Source organism: Klebsiella scottii (assembly GCF_036561945.1).
GTDB classification, from domain to species: Bacteria; Pseudomonadota; Gammaproteobacteria; order Enterobacterales; family Enterobacteriaceae; genus Klebsiella; species Klebsiella scottii.
Map to the genome: position 1 here is coordinate 1,603,793 of NZ_JARXNI010000020.1, position 17,581 is coordinate 1,621,373.

Sequence of the window (17,581 nt, forward strand, 5' to 3'; positions counted from 1 at the left end):
CAGCGCTCTGTTTTATTCGCCTTCAGATTCCCGTACCAGCCAGATGGTTGCCAGCGGCGGCAGGGTAAGCGAGAGCGAGTTCTCGCGCCCGTGGCTGGCGATCGCGTCGCTTTCCACCACTCCCCCGTTGCCGGTATTGCTGCCGTGGTAGTGCATCGAGTCGGTATTCAGCTCTTCGCGCCAGCGCCCCGGCTGGTTAATCCCGAAGCGATACCCGTGACGAGGCACCGGCGTGAAGTTGCTGGCGACGATAATCTCATTCCCCGCCTTATCGCGACGGACGAAGACAAACACCGAGCGCTCGTGGTCGTCCACGACCAGCCATTCAAAGCCGTAGCGGTCAAAATCAAGCTCGTGCAGCGCCTTGTGGCGGCGATAGGTATGGTTCAGATCGCGAACCAGACGCTGGACGCCGTGGTGCCAGTTGTCGCCGCCGTCCAGCAGATGCCAGTCGAGGCTGGCGTCGTGGTTCCACTCCCGCCCCTGGGCAAACTCGTTGCCCATAAACAGCAGCTTTTTACCGGGGAAGGCAAACAGCCAGCCGTAGTAGGCGCGCAGGTTGGCAAACTTCTGCCACGCATCGCCGGGCATGCGGTCCAGAATCGACTTTTTGCCGTGCACGACTTCATCGTGGGACAGCGGCAGGACGAAGTTCTCGGTGTAGTTGTAGAGCATGCCGAACGTCATCTTGTCATGGTGATGACGGCGGTGAACCGGATCGAGCTTCATGTAGTCGAGGGTGTCGTGCATCCAGCCGAGGTTCCATTTGAACCAGAAGCCGAGCCCCCCCGTCGAGGAAGGACGCGACACGCCGGCAAAGTCGGTGGACTCTTCCGCCATGGTGACCGCACCGGGAGTCTGTTCGCCGAGCACGCGGTTGGTATTACGCAGGAACTCAATCGCTTCCAGGTTTTCCCGTCCGCCGTACTCATTCGGCACCCACTCGCCCTCTTTACGGCTGTAGTCGCGATAGATCATCGACGCCACCGCATCGACGCGCAGGGCGTCAATGCCGAAGCGCTCAATCCAGTACAGCGCGTTGCCCACCAGGAAGTTGCTGACCTCACGGCGGCCGTAGTTGTAGATCAGCGTATTCCAGTCCTGGTGATAGCCTTCGCGCGGGTCGCTGTGCTCATACAGCGAGGTCCCGTCAAATGCGGCGAGGGCAAAATCATCGGCGGGAAAGTGGCCCGGCACCCAGTCGAGGATCACGTTGAGGCCCGCGGCGTGCGCCGCATGAATGAAGTAGCGGAAGTCTTCGCGGGTGCCAAAGCGTCGGGTGGGCGCGTACAGTCCGGTTGGCTGGTAGCCCCAGCTGCCGTCAAACGGATGTTCGTTAACCGGCAGCAGCTCCAGATGGGTAAAGCCCATCCATCTGGCATAAGGCACCAGCTGGTCCGCCAGCTCGCGATAGCTCAGCCAGAAGTTGTTATCGGTATGGCGACGCCAGGAGCCAAGATGGACCTCATAAATCGAAACCGGCGCATCAAACTGGTTCGCCTGCTTGCGCGCCTGCGGCTGGGTAATTTTGTCCGGTAAACCGCAGATCAGCGAGGCGGTATCCGGGCGCATCTGCGCTTCAAAGGCGTAGGGGTCGGACTTCACCCGCAGGTGGCCGTGCGCGTCGATCATCTCAAATTTATACAGCTGACCGTTCTGCGCCCCGGGCACAAACAGCTCCCAAATCCCCGACTCTTTACGCAGGCGCATCGGGTGGCGGCGGCCGTCCCAGTAGTTGAACTGGCCGACGACGGAAACCCGATGGGCGTTCGGCGCCCACACCGAGAAGCGCGTGCCGGTGATGCCGTCCATCGTAGCGGCGTGGGCGCCGAGGGTTTCATAGGGCCGCAGATGGGTGCCTTCAGCGAGCAGCCATACGTCCAGGTCCTGCAGCAGCGGGCCAAAGCGGTAAGGGTCATCAATCAGATTGAGCTGACCGTGCCAGGTAACGGCCAGCTGATAGCGGAAAGCATTTTTTCGACGCGGCACAACGCCGCTAAAGAAACCGCGCGAATCGAGGCACTCAAGCTTGCCGACTTTGCGTCCGGTTTTCGGTTCAATCACCCACACGTCGGTGGCATCGGGTAATAATGCGCGTACTTCCAGCCCGGCATCGGTGGCGTGCATGCCAAGCACGGAGAATGGATCGGAACAACGGCCTGCAAGAAGTGCTGAAATCACACTTTTATCATTATAATCAGACATGTCAGTCACCCTACTATCATCCTGCGGAAAGAATTAAAACGTCTCTTCCTGCTTTATTGATCCGGTAATATCCCGCAGCGATGCTACGCATCGAAATATCAACCCGTTATTCCAGAGCCTTAAGACATGTCGGTCGTCCACCAATATAGAGTGATTAACCTCCTGAAAAGTGAATTAAATGTGCCGTACGTATTTTGTATTATCTACCTTCAGAATAATTACTCCTGATTTTCTTTCTGTGAGTAAACACGCATTTCTAAATTAACGGAAAAGCAAGCAATGATATTATTACGCTCGTCACACTAACTTTTCGTGTTGGCATCCTGTGCCCACTCAGAAAGTAAATTTCGCCATGATGAAGCGGCACGATTTACCGAAGAACAGGTATGGTCGCGAGGACAAGAGAGGTCTATGGTTGTGGGGTCAGTCAGTCCCGGCGGGTATCAGACCTTTCTCATGCATTTAAATTTCGGGCAAAAATAATCATTGAGATCGTGGGCGGCGTGAATCTCATGTTAGTTCTGGGCCCATGTTCATCGCCGCAGGTGAAGAATCATGAGAGCCAAAGAACTTCCCTTAAGCCCTGGTTTTCGGTGCTGCGCCTAATGCGCGGATATAGTCGCTTACCGGCACGGGTCGGGAAAAATAGTACCCCTGAAATATCTCTATCCCCAGGGCCCGCAGAACCTGCAGCTGATTATTATCCTCGACCCCTTCCGCAATGATGTGGCAATTAAACTTCTGCGCCAGGTTCACCATATTTTTAACGACCAGCGCCGAGGCCTCGTTCGTCCCGACGTTGGACGTGAAGACCTTGTCCACCTTAATGAACTCCGGCTGAAACTGCTGCAGGTAGCTGTAGTTCGCGTAGCCGGTACCAAAATCATCGAGGGAAAACTGCACCCCGAGCTGGCGGAGCTTCCCGGTCACCGCGTCAGTTTGCAGCGTGTTTTCGATCGATTCACGTTCTGTAATTTCGAGGACCACCCGAACGTCCGCGCCCTTTAGCTGCGACTGAAATCGTGTGCACAGCGCCACGATGTCATCGTCCTGGAAGTTAACGGCGCAGGCGTTAAAGCAGATATAAAGCCCTTCCGGCAGCAGCGACTCATGTTCACGCAGCTGGCGGATCGCCTCGTTGAAGCAGATGGCCGTCACGCCTTTAATCAGACCGGTTTGCTCGGCCACCGAGATGAATTTGTCCGGGGGAATAAAGCCGAGCTTCGGATGTTCCCAGCGCACAAGCACCTCTCCGCCGACAATCCGCCCCTGCTCACCTTCCACAATCGGCTGGATATAGGGCTTCAGCTGTTTATGCTGTATCGCTTTGCGGAGCATAAACTCTAACGTGCCGCGGTAGCCCAGATAGCTTCTGAATAACCAGGTCAGCAGCGCCGACACCACAAGAATGGCAATAAACAGGTTCTGCTCATAATGGATAAACGCGGAGAGGCCAGCCAGGCCGCCGCGGTCGGCAATGACGCTATATCGGAACTCCCCGGATTCGAGCGGCACCGGGATGGCGATACGCGCAGCCGTGCTGACCTGACCATTACGGTCCAGGTAGCGGTCTCCCACCTTCAAATACAGGTGCGAGTCGCCATCCAGCACCCGCAGGACGTTATACAGGTAGTAGCCGTCAATACCGATCAGCACGCTGTTGCCGCTTCGGTCCTGCAGAGTGTAGACAACCAGCGATTTGGAAGGCGTGATCTGATTGCCGCCCATCAGGATCAGCGAGCCGTCCGGATAGGCGGCCTGATTGAGGCTAAATGTCTTACCGCCAAAAACGGAGGTACAGTATATTTCATCACGCTTTGCCATGCTCACCGTCCTGACGTCCGGAATGGTGGCAACAATAGTGCGCAGGCCCGTCAATACTTCCTCACCGCAGCTTTCGCCCAGATATCCTCTGGCGCGCTCGGCCGCCAGCTCGGCGTGGCCGAGCGTGACGTCGAGGCTGGTGATAGCCTGTTTCAGGCGGGAATGAATATCTTTATCCAGAGAGTACTGCATCTGCAGATAGCACAGCGCGATACCCAGACTCATAACCAGCAGGAAAAACACCAGAAGCAGAGGGCTATGGTATGCCGGAGGTCTTTTCATTGAGAGGTTCCAGTAAACGGTCTGAGCGGGAAGTTATTTTTTAACACCGGTACGCTTGTGGTAATGATAATTCAACGCATGAAAAATGTCCGCCCCCGCGGGCAAACGGAGCCACAACCGCTGATAAATCGTACTTTTCAGCCGAAAGCCAAAGGCATCACCGGCCTACGGCTGCCCCGCCTCCCGAGCGCGTTGAGCGTTTAACCCGCTTCGAATCAAATGCTGGCTTTCGCAACTCGCATATCACGTCCCGGCGGCGCGCCAAACATACGGGCATATTCACGAGTGAACTGCGGAATACTGGCGTAACCAACCGCATACGCCGCCTGTGCGATGCCCGTGCCGTCGGTCAGCATCAGATGGCGGGCGTGAATCAGGCGCAGCTGTTTCTGGAACTGGAGAGGCGAGGTCGTGGTGATAGCCCGAAAATGCTGATGGAACACGGAAACGCTCATGCCCGCCGCGCTGGCAAGTTCTTCAACGCTTATCGTGCGCGTAAAATCTTTACGCAGAATAGCGACCGCACGACTAATTCGCCCTGAATGGCTATCCACTGCGCCGAGGGCGCGAATCGCGGGGCCGTGTACGCTGCGGAGCAGCCAGTAATGCAGTTCACGTCGTAATCCGTCTCCCAGAATGGCCATCGCCTCCTGCTGTTCAAACAGCCTGGCCAGCCGATAAGCCGCGTCCGTAACCTCGGCATTGATCGGTTCAATCCCGACGCAGGGCGTATCCCCCTGCTCTGCTGGCGCAGCATCCTGAAGCTCACGCAGGATCGCGGTATCCAGTTCCAGCACCAGGGAATAGTAAGGATGGCGCAGGCTGGCCTCGATAATCTGGCTGCTGGTCGGAACATCGGCGGCAATGACCATAGCCTCGCCCGGACCATATTCAAAACTCCTGCTGCCGGTGGTGACGCGTTTACGCCCCTGCAACAGCATCGCAATCAGAGGTTTGTTAATGGCCGCCTGTAATTCGGCGGGGTGTAAAGCCCGGATAATCGTCAGCCCCGAAACTGGCGTAACGACAAGCCCGTTACGGTCGGCATGAGCATCGGCATAACGGCGACAGAGATCGAACAGAGCAGTACGCATAACATCCTTTCAGGCAAGTTTTTAAGCGATAGTATGCGGTAATTCGCGGCAGAGCGAACGGCTAAAAGAGAAATGAGCAAATAATAACAAGGATCGGGCAATTTGGACGGGCGGCCAGGTTCTATTGTAGGGACACCACCAAACAGAAAGGACATATCATGAGCAAAATCGCACTCATCACTGGCGCTAACCGCGGCCTTGGCCGCAACGTCGCGCTCGCCATTGCGCAACAGGGAGGCGATGTCATCGTCGCCTACAGAGGAAACGAGGACCAGGCTAACGCGGTTGTGGCAGAGATCCGCGTCCTTGGCCGCAAGGCGGTTGCTCTCCAGCTTGACGTGGCGCAGACGGCAAGCTTCCCGGCCTTCGCCGAAACGCTGCGCATACAGCTTGCCGAGGTCTGGGGGCGCGACACCTTCGATCGCCTGATTAACAACGCCGGTCACGGCGAGTTTGCCGCCGTGACCGATACTACCGAAGCGCAGTTCGACGGGCTGTTCAGCGTGCACGTCAAAGGGGTGTTTTTCCTGGTTCAGGCGCTTTTGCCGCTGCTGGCCGACGGCGGACGGATCGTTAATTTTTCATCCGGTCTGACCAGGGTCTCATATCCAGGATTTTCCGCCTACGCGGCGGCAAAAGCGGCGGTGGAAATGCTGAGCGTTTACATGGCGCGCGAGCTGGGCTGGCGCGGCATTACCGTCAATACCATCGCGCCTGGCGCAATTGAAACCGATTTCGGCGGCGGACTGGTGCGCGACAACGCCGAGGTCAACGCCCGGTTTGCCGCCATGACCGCGCTCGGCCGCGTTGGCGTTCCCGACGATATCGGGCCGATGATCGCCAGCCTGCTGCGGGACGATAACCGGTGGGTGACCGCACAGCGTATCGAGGTGTCGGGCGGGCAGACCATCTAGCCCCTAACTCCTGCCAACAGGGTCTGGCCTCAGCTAGGCAGCAGCTGCTCCAGCGCCAGACCCGCCAGGCGTACGGTTTCCTGAAGACGCTCCAGGCTATCCCCCGCCCGCGCTTTCGCGGAAAGGCCGGCCATCAGGGTGCTGATAAAGTCTGCCAGTCTCACCGCATCCTGCGGATATCGCTGGGCTATATATGCCCGGATGTTATCTTCCGCGGCAGTATGCAATTCGCTCGCGGCCTCGCGCGCAGGGCGATCGTTGCAATGGATACCTTCCAGAACCAGGCACCCCGCTGCCGTCGGGTCGGCAACGTAGCGCCTGGCCGCCTCGTTCAACACATCGATCAGACATTGAGCCACCGAACGGTCAGCGCGCAGAAGTTCCGCAAAAGGAATCGCTCCGGTGTGGCTGTAGCGATCTAACACGCGGGTGTACAGGCCGAGCTTACTGCCAAACGCGGCATAGAAGCTGGGCGGATTGATGCCGAATGCCTTTGTCAGGTCGGCAATGCTGACCGCGTCATAACCCCGGGAATGAAAAAGATATTGCGCAATTTCAACGGCCTGCACCGGATCAAACTGGCGGGGACGCCCCGGGGTGCGAACCTGTTTTGTAGTACTCACTACATTACTCCTTGACAGCGTGATTTGCCGAAGCATATTGTAATCCTCACTACAATATCATGAGGAACAGGCAATGGCTGCATTTGAGAACAAATCGGTACTGGTTTTGGGCGGAAGTCGCGGTATCGGCGCGGCTATCGTGCGCCGCTTTTCTGCGGATGGCGCGTCGATTGTCTTCAGCTACGCCGGATCGCCGGACGCGGCGGCGGAACTGGCGGCAGAAACCGGTAGCGTAGCGGTACGGGCGGACAGCGCCGATCGCGATGCGGTGATCAAGCTGGTGCGTGATAGCGGGCCGCTGGATCTGCTGGTGGTCAACGCGGGTATCGTCCTCTTCGGCGATGCGCTGGAACAGGACAGTGATGCCGTCGACCGTCTGTTTCGGATCAACATTCATACGCCCTACCATGCTGCGGTCGAGGCTGCCCGTAAAATGCCGGATGGCGGACGCATTATTGTTATCGGCTCGGTGAATGGCGATCGCATGCCCATCGCGGGAATGGCATCTTACGCCGTCAGCAAATCAGCTCTGCAGGGGCTGGCGCGCGGATTAGCGCGTGATTTTGGCCCGCGCGGGATCACGGTCAACGTCGTTCAGCCCGGCCCTATCGACACCGATGCTAACCCGGAGAACGGCCCGATGAAGGAGCTGATGCACAGCTTTATGGCCATTAAACGGCACGGGCGTCCTGAAGAAGTGGCGGGAATGGTCGCCTGGCTGGCAGGCCCGGAGGCTTCCTTCGTCACGGGAGCCATGCACACAATCGACGGCGCGTTTGGCGCATAATCGTTATAAAGGCCACCGCGTCGTGGCCTGCTACTCAATGCTCCGCAGATTTCACGCTGCTGAGCATTGATGTACCGGACGAGCCGGTGCTGACGACCAGGCCCGCGAGGATACGCCAGCTCTGCCAGGCGATGACCGGGCGGCAAGCGTAAAAAAAGATCCCCTTCCGCTGTGATACTCGCCTTAAGTCGTAAATACACGCGTCCCGTAGTCCGCCCCGCGCTCGCCCTCTCAGACCGCGTTTACTCGTTGCCCCACTGATTCAGAAACTCCGCAATATCATCGATCCGCGACGCTGCGATCCCGGCCTCAGCGGCCAGCTCTTTCTGCGTGTTTTCGCTGATCTCTTCGTTTGCCATTAAGCGGGTAATCAGCGCCTGGAAATAGGCGGCCAGCGGCTGACGTTCTGATTCATTGACCGGTTTGGCTGATTCAGTCGCATACTCATCCACGATGTCATAAAATTTCAGCGGTATTTCATTGGTCATTACGTCTTTCCTCATGGCTTGATATTGATTGACTGAACTCCCGACGCGCAAACCTGCCGCTCTTATTCGGCGCAGGTTTACGGCCCGTCAGACGATTCTACCCTATAATTCACGGGCGCACGGCCCACAATATTAACCGCTCGGGGGCGGTTTTCCCGACAAGCAATATTACAGCGCCAGCATCATTTCATGCCACGCCATGCCGCCATGATCGGATGCCGACGGCTTGATATATTGAAAACCAAAGTGCGCGTAGAGATCGACGTGGCGATCCTTGCACATCAGATGAACGGTCTTCTTATTCATCGACCTCATCTGCGATAAAAATTCGCGCATCAGCAGAGATGAATAGCCCTTACCCTGGAAATCGGGGTGCACCACCACCGACATAATCACCACGTTGGGCGCGGCGGCATCGTGCCCGACCAGCTCCTTAAACTCTTCATCGGACATCACCACCTCCCAGGCGCAGCCTGCGTTGATGAAACCGACGATTTCACCCGCGATTTCCATACACAGGAAGCCTTGCGGATATCTGGCGATACGGGTCGTGATTTTTTCTAACGTCGCGGCTTCATCGCCTTCATAAGAGGTGATTTCAATCGCGTAGCAGCGATTGGCATCGGCGAGCGTAGCCTGGCGCAATACGGGGGTGGTCATTAGCTGAACCTCTTTATACTCATGTGGTTGCGAGCATAATACACTTCAGGCGGCAGCTTTGCGCTGCATTCTCTACGCCGCTGCGTCAGGCGGGCTTACTGCTCGGCCAGGTGGCGGTCAATAATTTGCTGGACCGAGCCGTCCTGCTGCCATTGCGTCAGCAGAGCAACCAGCCGTTGATAGGACCCGTCCCTGCTTCGAGGAACGCAAATCGCCTGATTTATCTGACCGAAATTATCGGCCAGTACGCGCAAGCCGGCGTGCCCGGCGGCGGCACGTTCGAGGGGCTGGCGGATGCCCGCAGCCATATCCCCCTCGCCGTTGATAAACGCATCGATGGCCGCCTGCGATGAGCTCAGACGGTTGAGTGTGGCAAAGCGGAGCTGACGCGTCAGGTGCAGGTCGTACGCCGCGCCCTTGCCGACGTTAATCACCACTCCCTCTTTATCCATCTCCGCGACGCTCTGCCAGCGGCTCCGCGCCTTGACCAGCACGGTACCCTGAATGGTGATGTAGGGCTGGGTGAAGCGCAGGGTTTCCTCGCGCTGAGGATCTATCGCCAGAAAGGCAATATCCCAGACGTCATTTTGCGCATCGTCCACCACCTTAACCGCCGCCGGATAGGTAACAAACTGCGGCGTAGCCCCCAGCTCTGCCGCAATACGCCCGGCAATCTCCGGCGTAATCCCGCCCGGCTGCCCGTCCGCCAGCGTCTTTGCCAGAACAGCGTTGCCGAGGTTAATCGCAAAACGTATTGGTTTAGCGGCGCTCATGCGGTGTCTCCCTGAAGCGATAATATTGAGGTGCTGAATTTCACCGACCTGCCGGCTACCGGGTATTAAGCGCCTGAATCAGGCTAAATGCGGTTAGCGTCCCCAAAATATAGCCTCATTTAAGCTCGTCGGGCAGAGCCGCCGCCGCGCTATTTCGCTGAGAAATCGCGGATCGGTGTGCTGGATCGATTCTGATTCATCACCACTGGTTATTGATTTCTCTTTGCGCCTTGGATAAGGTTTGGCGACAAGGTGATGGTGTTCCACCTTTCCCAACCGCCGGCTCTGTCGAACCGGATGATGACGCCTGATGTACAATTATTGCTGTTCCCCTACGGGCATGTATGTCAGGAGTTGCTATGCACAATCAACGCGCTTTATCTCTGCCTCTTACCTCAGCGCAAGAGTCCATTATCCACGTCTTTGGCCATCGGAACCCTGACAGCGACACGATCTGCAGCGCGCTGGTTGTGGCCGACTGGCTCAACTATACCGCCAGGCCGGCGCGCCCTTTCCGTCTGGGGGAGTTAACCCCGGAAACGCGGTATATTCTGCAGGTTGCGGGGGTCACACAGCCGGATTTACTCGCCGACGATCTGACGAATAAAAAGGTCTGGCTGGTTGATTTCACCGACGTTGAACAAGGCCCGCTAACGCTCCCCGACAGCGATGTGATCGGCATTATTGACCACCATCGCGTGGGCACCATTGTGACCAAAAATCCGCCGGACGTTTGGATCCGCGCGGTAGGATGCTGCGCGACGGTTATTCTCACGATCCTGACGACGGAGAGCCCGATGCCGCTCAGCGCGGCCCAGGCGATCCTGCTGCTGGGAGCCATACTCAGCGATACGGTCGCCCTCAGCGGCCCCACCACTACGCCGCGGGACCGCGAGTCGGTGGCGATTTTGCGCGATATTGCCGGCGTTGATTACGACGCCTTCGTCGCCGGGCTGCTGGCGGCGAAAACCGCCCTGGCGGGCCAGTCCGCGGCGCAGCTGCTGCATCGCGATGCAAAAAATTACCAGATCCACGGCGTCTCTCTCCTGTTAGCGCAAATTGAGGTTCGCGATATGTCGGATATCAACCCGCATTTGCCCGGACTGAAACAGGAGATGGAGCGAGCCAGGCGTGAAATGGGACTGGAGATGGTTGTTCTGATGCTAACCGACATTACCCATCGCCATTCCATCCTCTATTTTTCGCCCAACGACCTTATCCGCAGCCATCAGGTTTCTCTCCCGGGCATGACCAGCAGAAAAAAGGAGATCCTCCCGTGGCTGACCGAGCGCCTGGCCGCAGCGGATGAGCGATCGTGATATTTAACGGACGCCGCCCCGCTCACGGGACGGCGTGGGATTACACCTCGCGGCGGGAGACGTAATCTCGCGGGGCTTCGCCGGTGTAGATCTGCCGCGGGCGGTAAATACTCAGCGGCTCTTCATGCATCTCATTCCAGTGGGCCACCCAGCCCAGCGTGCGGCCGACGGCGGTTACCACCACAAACATTGACGAAGGCAGCTTCATCGCCTTGAGGATCGCTGCCGTATAAAAATCGACGCTGGGCGACAGGCCGTTTTCAATAAAGTAGGGATCGGTCAGCGCCACCTCTTCAAGGGCCATCGCCACCTGCAGCAGCTGGTCTGACATTCCCAGCTCCGCAAGCACCCGGTGACAGGTTTCGCGGAGAATAGCGGCGCGCGGGTCCAGGTGGCGGTAACGCGAGTTACCAAAGCCCAGGCGGCGGAACGCCTGCGGATCGCGCTTCGCCTTACTCAGAAAAACGGGCACCTGATCCACGGTTTCAATCTCTTCCAGCATCCGCATGCTGGCTTCGTTGGCTCCGCCGTGCATCGGCCCCCACAGGGAAGCGAGGCCCGCCGCAACGCAGGCAAACAGGTTTGCCCCCGAGGAGCCGGCGGCCCGCACCGTGGTGGTGGAAGCGCACTGGCCGTGGTCGGCGTGCAGCACCAGAATCTGGTTCATCGCCTCCTCAATAACCGGATTCACCACATATTTCTCCGCCGGAACCGCAAACAGCATATGCAGGAAGTTCCCCGCATAGGAGAGATCGTTGCGCGGATATGGCGCGGGTTGCTCGATGGCGTATTTATAGCTCATCGCCGCCAGCGTCGGCATTTTTGACAGCAGACGCGTGGCCGCAAGGGCGCGGTGTTCAGGGTTTTCTACATCCAGCACATCATGGTAAAACGCCGCCAGCGCCCCAACCATCGCGCACATCAGGGCCATCGGATGGGAGTCGCGGCGAAAGCCGCTGCACATCCGCGACATCTGTTCATGCACCAGCGTGTGGCGGGTGATCGTATTGCGGAAAACCTGATAGCTGGCTTCATCCGGCGCCTCGCCCCGCAGCATAATATACGCCACCTCAAGGAACTCGCACTGCCGCGCCAGCTGGTCTACCGGGTAGCCACGGTGTAGCAGCGTGCTGTTTTCGGTATCAATATAGGAGATGGCCGACCGGCAGCCGGCGGTATTGGTAAAACCAGGGTCGAAGCTGCATAGATCTGACTGATTTAGCGCGCGGATATCAATGCCCACGCGGCCCAGAGTCCCGGAAACCGTCTCCAGGGGAATAGGCTGTTGCCCATCGAAAGTAAGCGTTAGCGGTTTAGTGGCCATCCTGTAAAGTTCCCCCTGTACAACAAGCGTGTCATAAACCTGAATCAATTTTTCAGGCGCAACCTTGAACATAGCCGCAGTGGATTCGCTATTCTTTGATATGAATAGCTAAAAGGGGTAATTATTGCCGCCACGAATCAATAACGCCCCATGATTCGTGACAGCGTCACCTGTCACACCATCCCCAGATAGGCGTTCCGGACCTCCTGATTGTCGAGCAGCTCGCTCCCGGTTCCGCTAAGCCGGATCTGGCCGTTAACCATCACGTACGCCCGATCGGAAAGCTTAAGCGCGTGGTGGGCGTTTTGTTCCACCAGAAATAGCGTCATTCCCTGCGCCGTCAGTTCGCGCAGTATTTGAAAGATTTGCTTAACCACCAGCGGCGCCAGCCCGAGGCTCGGCTCGTCGAGCAGCAGCAGCTTCGGCCTGCTCATCAGCGCGCGGGCAATCGCCAGCATCTGCTGCTCGCCGCCGGAAAGCGTCATCGCCCGCTGCGTCCGCCGCTCTTCAAGCCGGGGAAAAAGCTGATACATGCGTCGCTTATCCTCTTCCTGATAGCGGCTGCCAATCGGGATGGTCCCCATCAGCAGGTTCTCTTCTACCGTCATATCCGCAAAAATACGCCGCCCTTCCGGCGCCTGAGCGATGCCGTTTCCGGCGATAAAATGGGTGGATTTTCGGCTGATATCCTCCCCACGATAGAGGATCTGCCCCTCCGCGATGCGCGGCTGACCAAAGATGGACATCAGCAGCGTGGATTTACCGGCGCCGTTGGCGCCGATCAGCGCCACCGTCTCTCCTTCATTGACCGTCAGCGAGACCTGGTTCAGCGCCTGAATCTGACCGTAAAAGACGTCCACCTGGCGAAACTCAAGCAACGGCTGACTCATACCGCAATCTCCTCTTCATCCGCGCCCAGATAAGCGGCGATAACGCTGATATTCGACTGGATCTCCTGCGGAGCGCCGCGGGCGATCACGTCCCCGCGGTCGAGGACGATAATATGATCGGAGATCTCCATCACCATCCCCATATCATGCTCAATCAGCAAAACGGTGATGCCGTGATGCTGGCGCAGAAAGCGGATAATTCGGCTCAGGGCGTGCGTCTCCGCAGGGTTCAGCCCCGCGGCGGGCTCATCTAAGCAGATCATCTCCGGGCCGGTGCACATGGCGCGGGCAATCTCCAGCCGCCGCTGCTGACCGTAGGAGAGCGTGCCGGCCAGCCGGTTGGCGCAATCCACCAGATCCACCACCTCCAGCCAGTAGAAGGCGCGGTCGAGGGCCTGGTTTTCGGCCTTACGATAGCCGCGGGTGTTCAGGATGCCGGCCACCAGATTACGGTTTACCTGCATATGCTGGGCCACCAGCAGGTTTTCGATCACCGACATCTCGCGAAACAGGCGGATATTCTGGAAGGTCCGCGCCAGCCCGGCCCGGTTCACCAGATGCGTCCCGCCGAACATTTTGTAGTAGATCCGCGACCCCAGACGCGCCGGGTGGAGCAAATCATCGGGACGTATTTTTTGCCCGAGGACCTGAATAACGTCGGTCATCGCGGCGCGGGCGTTGAGCACAATCGCCCCGCCCGTGGCGCGATAAAACCCGGTCAGGCAGTTGAAAACCGTGGTTTTCCCCGCGCCGTTGGGGCCGATCAGCGCGGTAATCGAGCCCCTTTCCACATCGAGGTTAACGTCGTTAAGCGCTTTGATACCGCCAAAATGCATCATCAGATGCTCTACCCGCAGAATGCTGTCGCTCATGGTGCCACTCCCTTGCGCACGGTAACCCCCATGCGGCTGGTTCGCACCAGCCCGCGCGGCCGCCAGATCATCATCAGTACCATCAGCACGCCAAACAGCAGGACGCGATACTCATCGAAACCGCGCAGCAGTTCGGGCGCGACGGTCAGCACAAAGGCCGCCAGCACCACCCCCAGCGTTGAACCCATGCCGCCCAGCACCACAATGGCCAGGATGAGCGCGGACTCAAAAAAGGTGAATGACGTCGGGTTAACAAACCCCTGGTAGGTAGCGAAAAAGACCCCGGCAATACCGGCGGTAGACGCGCCGAGCATAAAGGCCGAAAGCTTAACCAGCACGTGGTTGAGCCCCATCGCGCGGCAGGCAATTTCGTCCTCGCGCAGCGCTTCCCACGCTCGGCCGATAGGCATCCGCGTTAAGCGGTGTTTGATAAACAGCACCAGCACCACCACCAGGCACAGCACGCCATAGATAAAGATAAACTTCAGGTTGGGGTTGTAGCTAACGTGCAGAAACTCATGGATCGGCACCCCGCCGTCTTTCGCCCTGCGCCCGAACTCCAGCCCGAACAACGTGGGCGCCGGCACGGAAACGCCGTTCGGCCCGCCGGTAAAGCTGACCCAGTTATTCAGCACCAGACGAATAATTTCGCCAAACCCCAGGGTGACGATCGCCAGATAGTCCCCGTGCATTCGCAGCACCGGAAAGCCGAGCAGCGCCCCCGCCAGCGCCGCCATGATGGCCCCCAGCGGCAGCATCGCCCAAAATCCGAGCCCCAGATACTGGTAGCCCAGCGCCAGGCCATAGGCGCCAATCGCATAGAACGCCACGTAGCCCAAATCAAGCAGGCCGGCGAGCCCCACCACGATATTCAGCCCAAGCCCGAGCAGCACGTAAATCAGCCCAAGAATGGCCACCGTCAGCAGATACTTGGTGGCGATAGCCGGAAAAATCGCCGCCGCCACCAGCAGCAGCGGTACTATCCAGCGCAGCCGCGAGCGGTAGCCGACCGGACGGACGTAGACCCCGTCATCGGCCCCTTCAAAACGGGCGATAAATTTGCGTCCGCCGCGGCTTTGCAGCAGCAGGCTCAGCAGCAGCCTGCCGGCCATCACCACCGCGACGATGACCACCACCCGCTGGGTGGAGAGTTCAAAACTGTAGCCTTTCAGCACAATGCCGACGATCGGTCCAAACACTATCAGCGCACATAGCCCCGCCAGAACGCTATCAATCAGGCTTTTTTTAATATCCAGCCCTTGCTTGCGCGATGCTTCACCCATGCTTTACCCCTTAAACCTTTGCGACCATCGGACGACCCAGCAGCCCCTGAGGGCGAAATATCAAAATTGCCACCAGCAGAGCGAAGGAAAACACGTCTTTGTAATCAGAGTTCACCATCCCGGCAAACTGGGCTTCAGCCACGCCCAGCAGCAGACCGCCCAGCATCGCTCCCGGCAGGGAGCCAATCCCTCCCAGCACCGCTGCGGTAAAGGCCTTAATGCCAATAATGAAGCCGATATAAAAATCGAAGGTGCCGTAATTCATCGTCACCAGCACCCCGGCCAGCCCGGCCATCGCGGCGCCGATCATAAAGACCAGCGAGATAACCCGGTCGGTATTAATGCCGAGGATTGCGGCCATGCGCCGATCCTGCTGCGTCGCCCGGCATACCCGCCCCAGCCGGGTATGATTAATGACCCACGAGAGGATCATCATCCCCACCAGCGCGGCGACGAGAATAAATATTTTGGTCCACGTAATTTGCACCACGCCGTCGCCAACCTCGAAGCGCAGCACCCCCGTCAGCAGGGTCGGGATGCCCTGCTGGTTCGGTCCCTGGCTGATTTGCACATAGTTCTGCAGGATAAGCGACATGCCGATAGCCGAGATTAGCGGCGCCAGGCGGGTTGAATTGCGCAGCGGCCGATAGGCGATACGCTCAATAGTCCAGCCGTAAACGCCGGTCACCACAATGGTGAACACCAGCGTGCCGAAGATCAAAACCGGAAAAGAGTGAATGCCAAACCAGGAGAGTAGCGCCAGGCCGATGGCGCAAAGGTAGGCGGAAACCATATACACTTCGCCATGCGCGAAGTTAATCATCCCGATAATGCCGTAAACCATGGTATAGCCGATGGCAATTAATCCGTAAACGGCTCCCAGCGTCAGCCCATTAATCAGTTGTTGCAGAAAAAACGCTTCCATAGAAACCATCCTGCCAGTAAGCAGGCAGCGACCGGCAAAGCTCCCGCCGCGCGCTGCCTTCAGTAGTACGACGCCCTTTTTTATAGGGACAAAGAGTTCAGCAAACGGTTAAAGCTGGTGATATTTGCCCTTGTCATCCCATGCGTAGACCACATAATCCGACACCTTCAGATCGCCTTTACCGTCCCAGGCCTTTTTGCCCATAACCGTATCAACGCTGTGATTTTTCAGCCACTCGCTGGCCTTGGTGTTGTCGGCACCCACCGCGTTATAGGCCGCGGCGATAGCCTGGATAGACGCGTAGGCGTACAGGGTATAGCCTTCCGGCTCGAAGCCGCTGGCGCGGAATTTCTCAATAACCGTTTTGCCCTCAGGAATGGTTCGCGGATCTTTACCAAACGTCATCAGTACGCCGTTGGTAAACTGCGGGCCGCCGGCAGTAGTCACCAGCTCCTCGGTAACGACACAGTCGCCGGAGAAGAATTTCGCCTGCAGCCCCTGCTCCCTCATCTGACGCACCAGCGGGCCGGCTTCCGGATGGCAGCCGCCGAAATAGACCACGTCAGGCTTCAGCGCGCCAATTTTGGTGACCAGGGCGTTGAAGTCTTTCTCACCCCGCGATAGCCCTTCGTACAGCACCTCTTTGGTACCGCGTTTTGCCAGCGCCGCGCGGGTGGCGTCGGCCAGCCCCTGACCGTAGGTGTCCTTGTCATGAATGACGGCTATTTTCTTCGCCTTCAGCACATCAAGCATATAGTCCGCCGCGATCGCCCCCTGCTGATCGTCGCGGCCGCACATACGGAACATATCCTTCATCCCGCGCTCGGTGATCAGCGGGTTAGTCGACCCCGGCGTAATCGTCAGGATCCCCGCCTCGTCGTACACTTCGGATGCCGGCATCGTCGATGACGAACAGAAGTGTCCGACAACCGCGGAAACCCCCGACTCATCAACCAGGCGGTTGGCTACCGCGACGGCCTGCTTCGGTTCGCAGGCGTCATCCCCCTGCACCAGCACAATTTTTTCGCCCTTAATTCCTCCCGCCGCGTTAATGTCTGCTACCGCCTGCGATGCCCCTTTCCAGTACTGAGCGCCATAGGAGGCATTAGGTCCGGTGAACGGCCCGGCAACGCCAATCTTCACATCCGCCTGTGCGCAAAATGCCACACTCATACAACCTGCAATCGCAAAATGAAGAGTCAACTTTTTCAGTTTCAGAGACATTCAGATATTCCTCAGCGATTTATAACCTGGCGCCATTAAATGGCGCGGAAAATATCACTTACCGTTTTGTTTGCCGAAGGCCGTTATCCAGCCG

General features: G+C 58.0%; 16 protein-coding genes and 1 riboswitch. Of the genes, 3 read left to right on the forward strand and 13 right to left on the reverse strand.

Annotation, left to right across the window (positions count from 1 at the left end):
* Positions 1–12: 12 nt before the first annotated feature.
* The 3 genes from glgB to QFI97_RS15240 all read right to left on the reverse strand — a co-directional run bounded on the left by glgB (position 13) and on the right by QFI97_RS15240 (position 5,405).
* Positions 13–2,205, reverse strand: coding sequence for a 1,4-alpha-glucan branching enzyme (gene glgB, locus QFI97_RS15230; protein WP_346431493.1), 2,193 nt, complete (start codon positions 2,203–2,205; stop codon positions 13–15).
* 576 nt (positions 2,206–2,781) lie between these two features.
* Positions 2,782–4,311, reverse strand: coding sequence for an EAL domain-containing protein (locus tag QFI97_RS15235; protein WP_346431494.1), 1,530 nt, complete (start codon positions 4,309–4,311; stop codon positions 2,782–2,784).
* A 215-nt stretch (positions 4,312–4,526) separates the two neighbouring features.
* Complete coding sequence (locus QFI97_RS15240) at positions 4,527–5,405, reverse strand: AraC family transcriptional regulator (RefSeq protein WP_346431495.1); 879 nt, start codon at positions 5,403–5,405, stop codon at positions 4,527–4,529.
* Positions 5,406–5,563: 158 nt separating this feature from the next.
* Between QFI97_RS15240 and QFI97_RS15245 the strand changes: the two genes are divergently transcribed.
* Positions 5,564–6,319: an SDR family NAD(P)-dependent oxidoreductase gene (locus QFI97_RS15245; RefSeq protein ID WP_346431496.1), complete on the forward strand. Its 756-nt coding sequence runs from the start codon at positions 5,564–5,566 to the stop codon at positions 6,317–6,319.
* 29 nt (positions 6,320–6,348) lie between these two features.
* Here QFI97_RS15245 and QFI97_RS15250 read toward each other — a convergent pair whose 3' ends face one another.
* Entirely contained in the window at positions 6,349–6,942 is a 594-nt protein-coding gene (locus QFI97_RS15250) for a TetR/AcrR family transcriptional regulator (protein WP_346431497.1), read from the reverse strand.
* A gap of 73 nt (positions 6,943–7,015) precedes the next feature.
* On the opposite strand from QFI97_RS15250, the gene bdcA reads away from it, so the two are divergent.
* On the forward strand, positions 7,016–7,729 hold the full coding sequence (bdcA, locus tag QFI97_RS15255; protein WP_346431498.1) for an SDR family oxidoreductase: 714 nt from the start codon (positions 7,016–7,018) through the stop codon (positions 7,727–7,729).
* 242 nt (positions 7,730–7,971) lie between these two features.
* On the opposite strand, the gene QFI97_RS15260 is transcribed toward bdcA, so the two are convergent.
* The 3 genes from QFI97_RS15260 to QFI97_RS15270 form a co-directional block, all read right to left on the reverse strand.
* On the reverse strand, positions 7,972–8,217 hold the full coding sequence (locus QFI97_RS15260; protein WP_095097878.1) for a DUF2543 family protein: 246 nt from the start codon (positions 8,215–8,217) through the stop codon (positions 7,972–7,974).
* 168 nt (positions 8,218–8,385) lie between these two features.
* The gene (locus QFI97_RS15265) at positions 8,386–8,877 is read right to left on the reverse strand and encodes a GNAT family N-acetyltransferase (RefSeq protein WP_095097875.1); all 492 of its coding nucleotides are present in this window, start codon (positions 8,875–8,877) and stop codon (positions 8,386–8,388) included.
* Between the two features lie 95 nt (positions 8,878–8,972).
* Positions 8,973–9,650, reverse strand: coding sequence for a transporter substrate-binding domain-containing protein (locus QFI97_RS15270; protein WP_346431499.1), 678 nt, complete (start codon positions 9,648–9,650; stop codon positions 8,973–8,975).
* 242 nt (positions 9,651–9,892) lie between these two features.
* A riboswitch (Fluoride riboswitch) is annotated at positions 9,893–9,967 on the forward strand.
* A gap of 42 nt (positions 9,968–10,009) precedes the next feature.
* Between QFI97_RS15270 and QFI97_RS15275 the strand changes: the two genes are divergently transcribed.
* The gene (locus QFI97_RS15275) at positions 10,010–10,969 is read left to right on the forward strand and encodes a DHHA2 domain-containing protein (RefSeq protein WP_346431500.1); all 960 of its coding nucleotides are present in this window, start codon (positions 10,010–10,012) and stop codon (positions 10,967–10,969) included.
* Positions 10,970–11,009: 40 nt separating this feature from the next.
* Here the strand turns inward: QFI97_RS15275 and QFI97_RS15280 are convergent, their stop codons facing one another.
* The 6 genes from QFI97_RS15280 to QFI97_RS15305 all read right to left on the reverse strand — a co-directional run bounded on the left by QFI97_RS15280 (position 11,010) and on the right by QFI97_RS15305 (position 17,430).
* Positions 11,010–12,293 (reverse strand): citrate synthase, encoded by a 1,284-nt coding sequence (locus tag QFI97_RS15280; protein WP_346431501.1) that lies wholly within the window; start codon positions 12,291–12,293, stop codon positions 11,010–11,012.
* Between the two features lie 173 nt (positions 12,294–12,466).
* Positions 12,467–13,183, reverse strand: a complete 717-nt coding sequence (locus QFI97_RS15285; RefSeq protein ID WP_346431502.1) for an ABC transporter ATP-binding protein — start codon at positions 13,181–13,183, stop codon at positions 12,467–12,469.
* Complete coding sequence (locus QFI97_RS15290; protein ID WP_095097860.1) at positions 13,180–14,055, reverse strand: ABC transporter ATP-binding protein; 876 nt, start codon at positions 14,053–14,055, stop codon at positions 13,180–13,182. Before QFI97_RS15290 ends, QFI97_RS15285 begins: the two co-directional genes overlap by 4 nt.
* Positions 14,052–15,338, reverse strand: coding sequence for a high-affinity branched-chain amino acid ABC transporter permease LivM (gene livM / locus QFI97_RS15295; protein ID WP_095097857.1), 1,287 nt, complete (start codon positions 15,336–15,338; stop codon positions 14,052–14,054). Before livM ends, QFI97_RS15290 begins: the two co-directional genes overlap by 4 nt.
* Positions 15,339–15,348: 10 nt before the next feature.
* Positions 15,349–16,263, reverse strand: a complete 915-nt coding sequence (locus QFI97_RS15300) for an ABC transporter permease subunit (protein WP_095097854.1) — start codon at positions 16,261–16,263, stop codon at positions 15,349–15,351.
* Positions 16,264–16,371: 108 nt separating this feature from the next.
* On the reverse strand, positions 16,372–17,430 hold the full coding sequence (locus tag QFI97_RS15305) for a branched-chain amino acid ABC transporter substrate-binding protein (protein ID WP_331835750.1): 1,059 nt from the start codon (positions 17,428–17,430) through the stop codon (positions 16,372–16,374).
* Between the last annotated feature and the right edge of the window lie 151 nt (positions 17,431–17,581).

Coding starts and splice junctions, on each gene's coding strand:
- livM (WP_095097857.1), bottom strand. CDS start 15,338: ATGGGTGAAGCATCGCGCAAGCAAGGGCTGGATATTAAAAAAAGCCTG.
- bdcA (WP_346431498.1), top strand. CDS start 7,016: ATGGCTGCATTTGAGAACAAATCGGTACTGGTTTTGGGCGGAAGTCGC.
- QFI97_RS15275 (WP_346431500.1), top strand. CDS start 10,010: ATGCACAATCAACGCGCTTTATCTCTGCCTCTTACCTCAGCGCAAGAG.
- QFI97_RS15265 (WP_095097875.1), bottom strand. CDS start 8,877: ATGACCACCCCCGTATTGCGCCAGGCTACGCTCGCCGATGCCAATCGC.
- QFI97_RS15285 (WP_346431502.1), bottom strand. CDS start 13,183: ATGAGTCAGCCGTTGCTTGAGTTTCGCCAGGTGGACGTCTTTTACGGT.
- QFI97_RS15260 (WP_095097878.1), bottom strand. CDS start 8,217: ATGACCAATGAAATACCGCTGAAATTTTATGACATCGTGGATGAGTAT.
- QFI97_RS15245 (WP_346431496.1), top strand. CDS start 5,564: ATGAGCAAAATCGCACTCATCACTGGCGCTAACCGCGGCCTTGGCCGC.
- QFI97_RS15240 (WP_346431495.1), bottom strand. CDS start 5,405: ATGCGTACTGCTCTGTTCGATCTCTGTCGCCGTTATGCCGATGCTCAT.
- QFI97_RS15300 (WP_095097854.1), bottom strand. CDS start 16,263: ATGGAAGCGTTTTTTCTGCAACAACTGATTAATGGGCTGACGCTGGGA.
- QFI97_RS15235 (WP_346431494.1), bottom strand. CDS start 4,311: ATGAAAAGACCTCCGGCATACCATAGCCCTCTGCTTCTGGTGTTTTTC.
- glgB (WP_346431493.1), bottom strand. CDS start 2,205: ATGTCTGATTATAATGATAAAAGTGTGATTTCAGCACTTCTTGCAGGC.
- QFI97_RS15270 (WP_346431499.1), bottom strand. CDS start 9,650: ATGAGCGCCGCTAAACCAATACGTTTTGCGATTAACCTCGGCAACGCT.
- QFI97_RS15290 (WP_095097860.1), bottom strand. CDS start 14,055: ATGAGCGACAGCATTCTGCGGGTAGAGCATCTGATGATGCATTTTGGC.
- QFI97_RS15280 (WP_346431501.1), bottom strand. CDS start 12,293: ATGGCCACTAAACCGCTAACGCTTACTTTCGATGGGCAACAGCCTATT.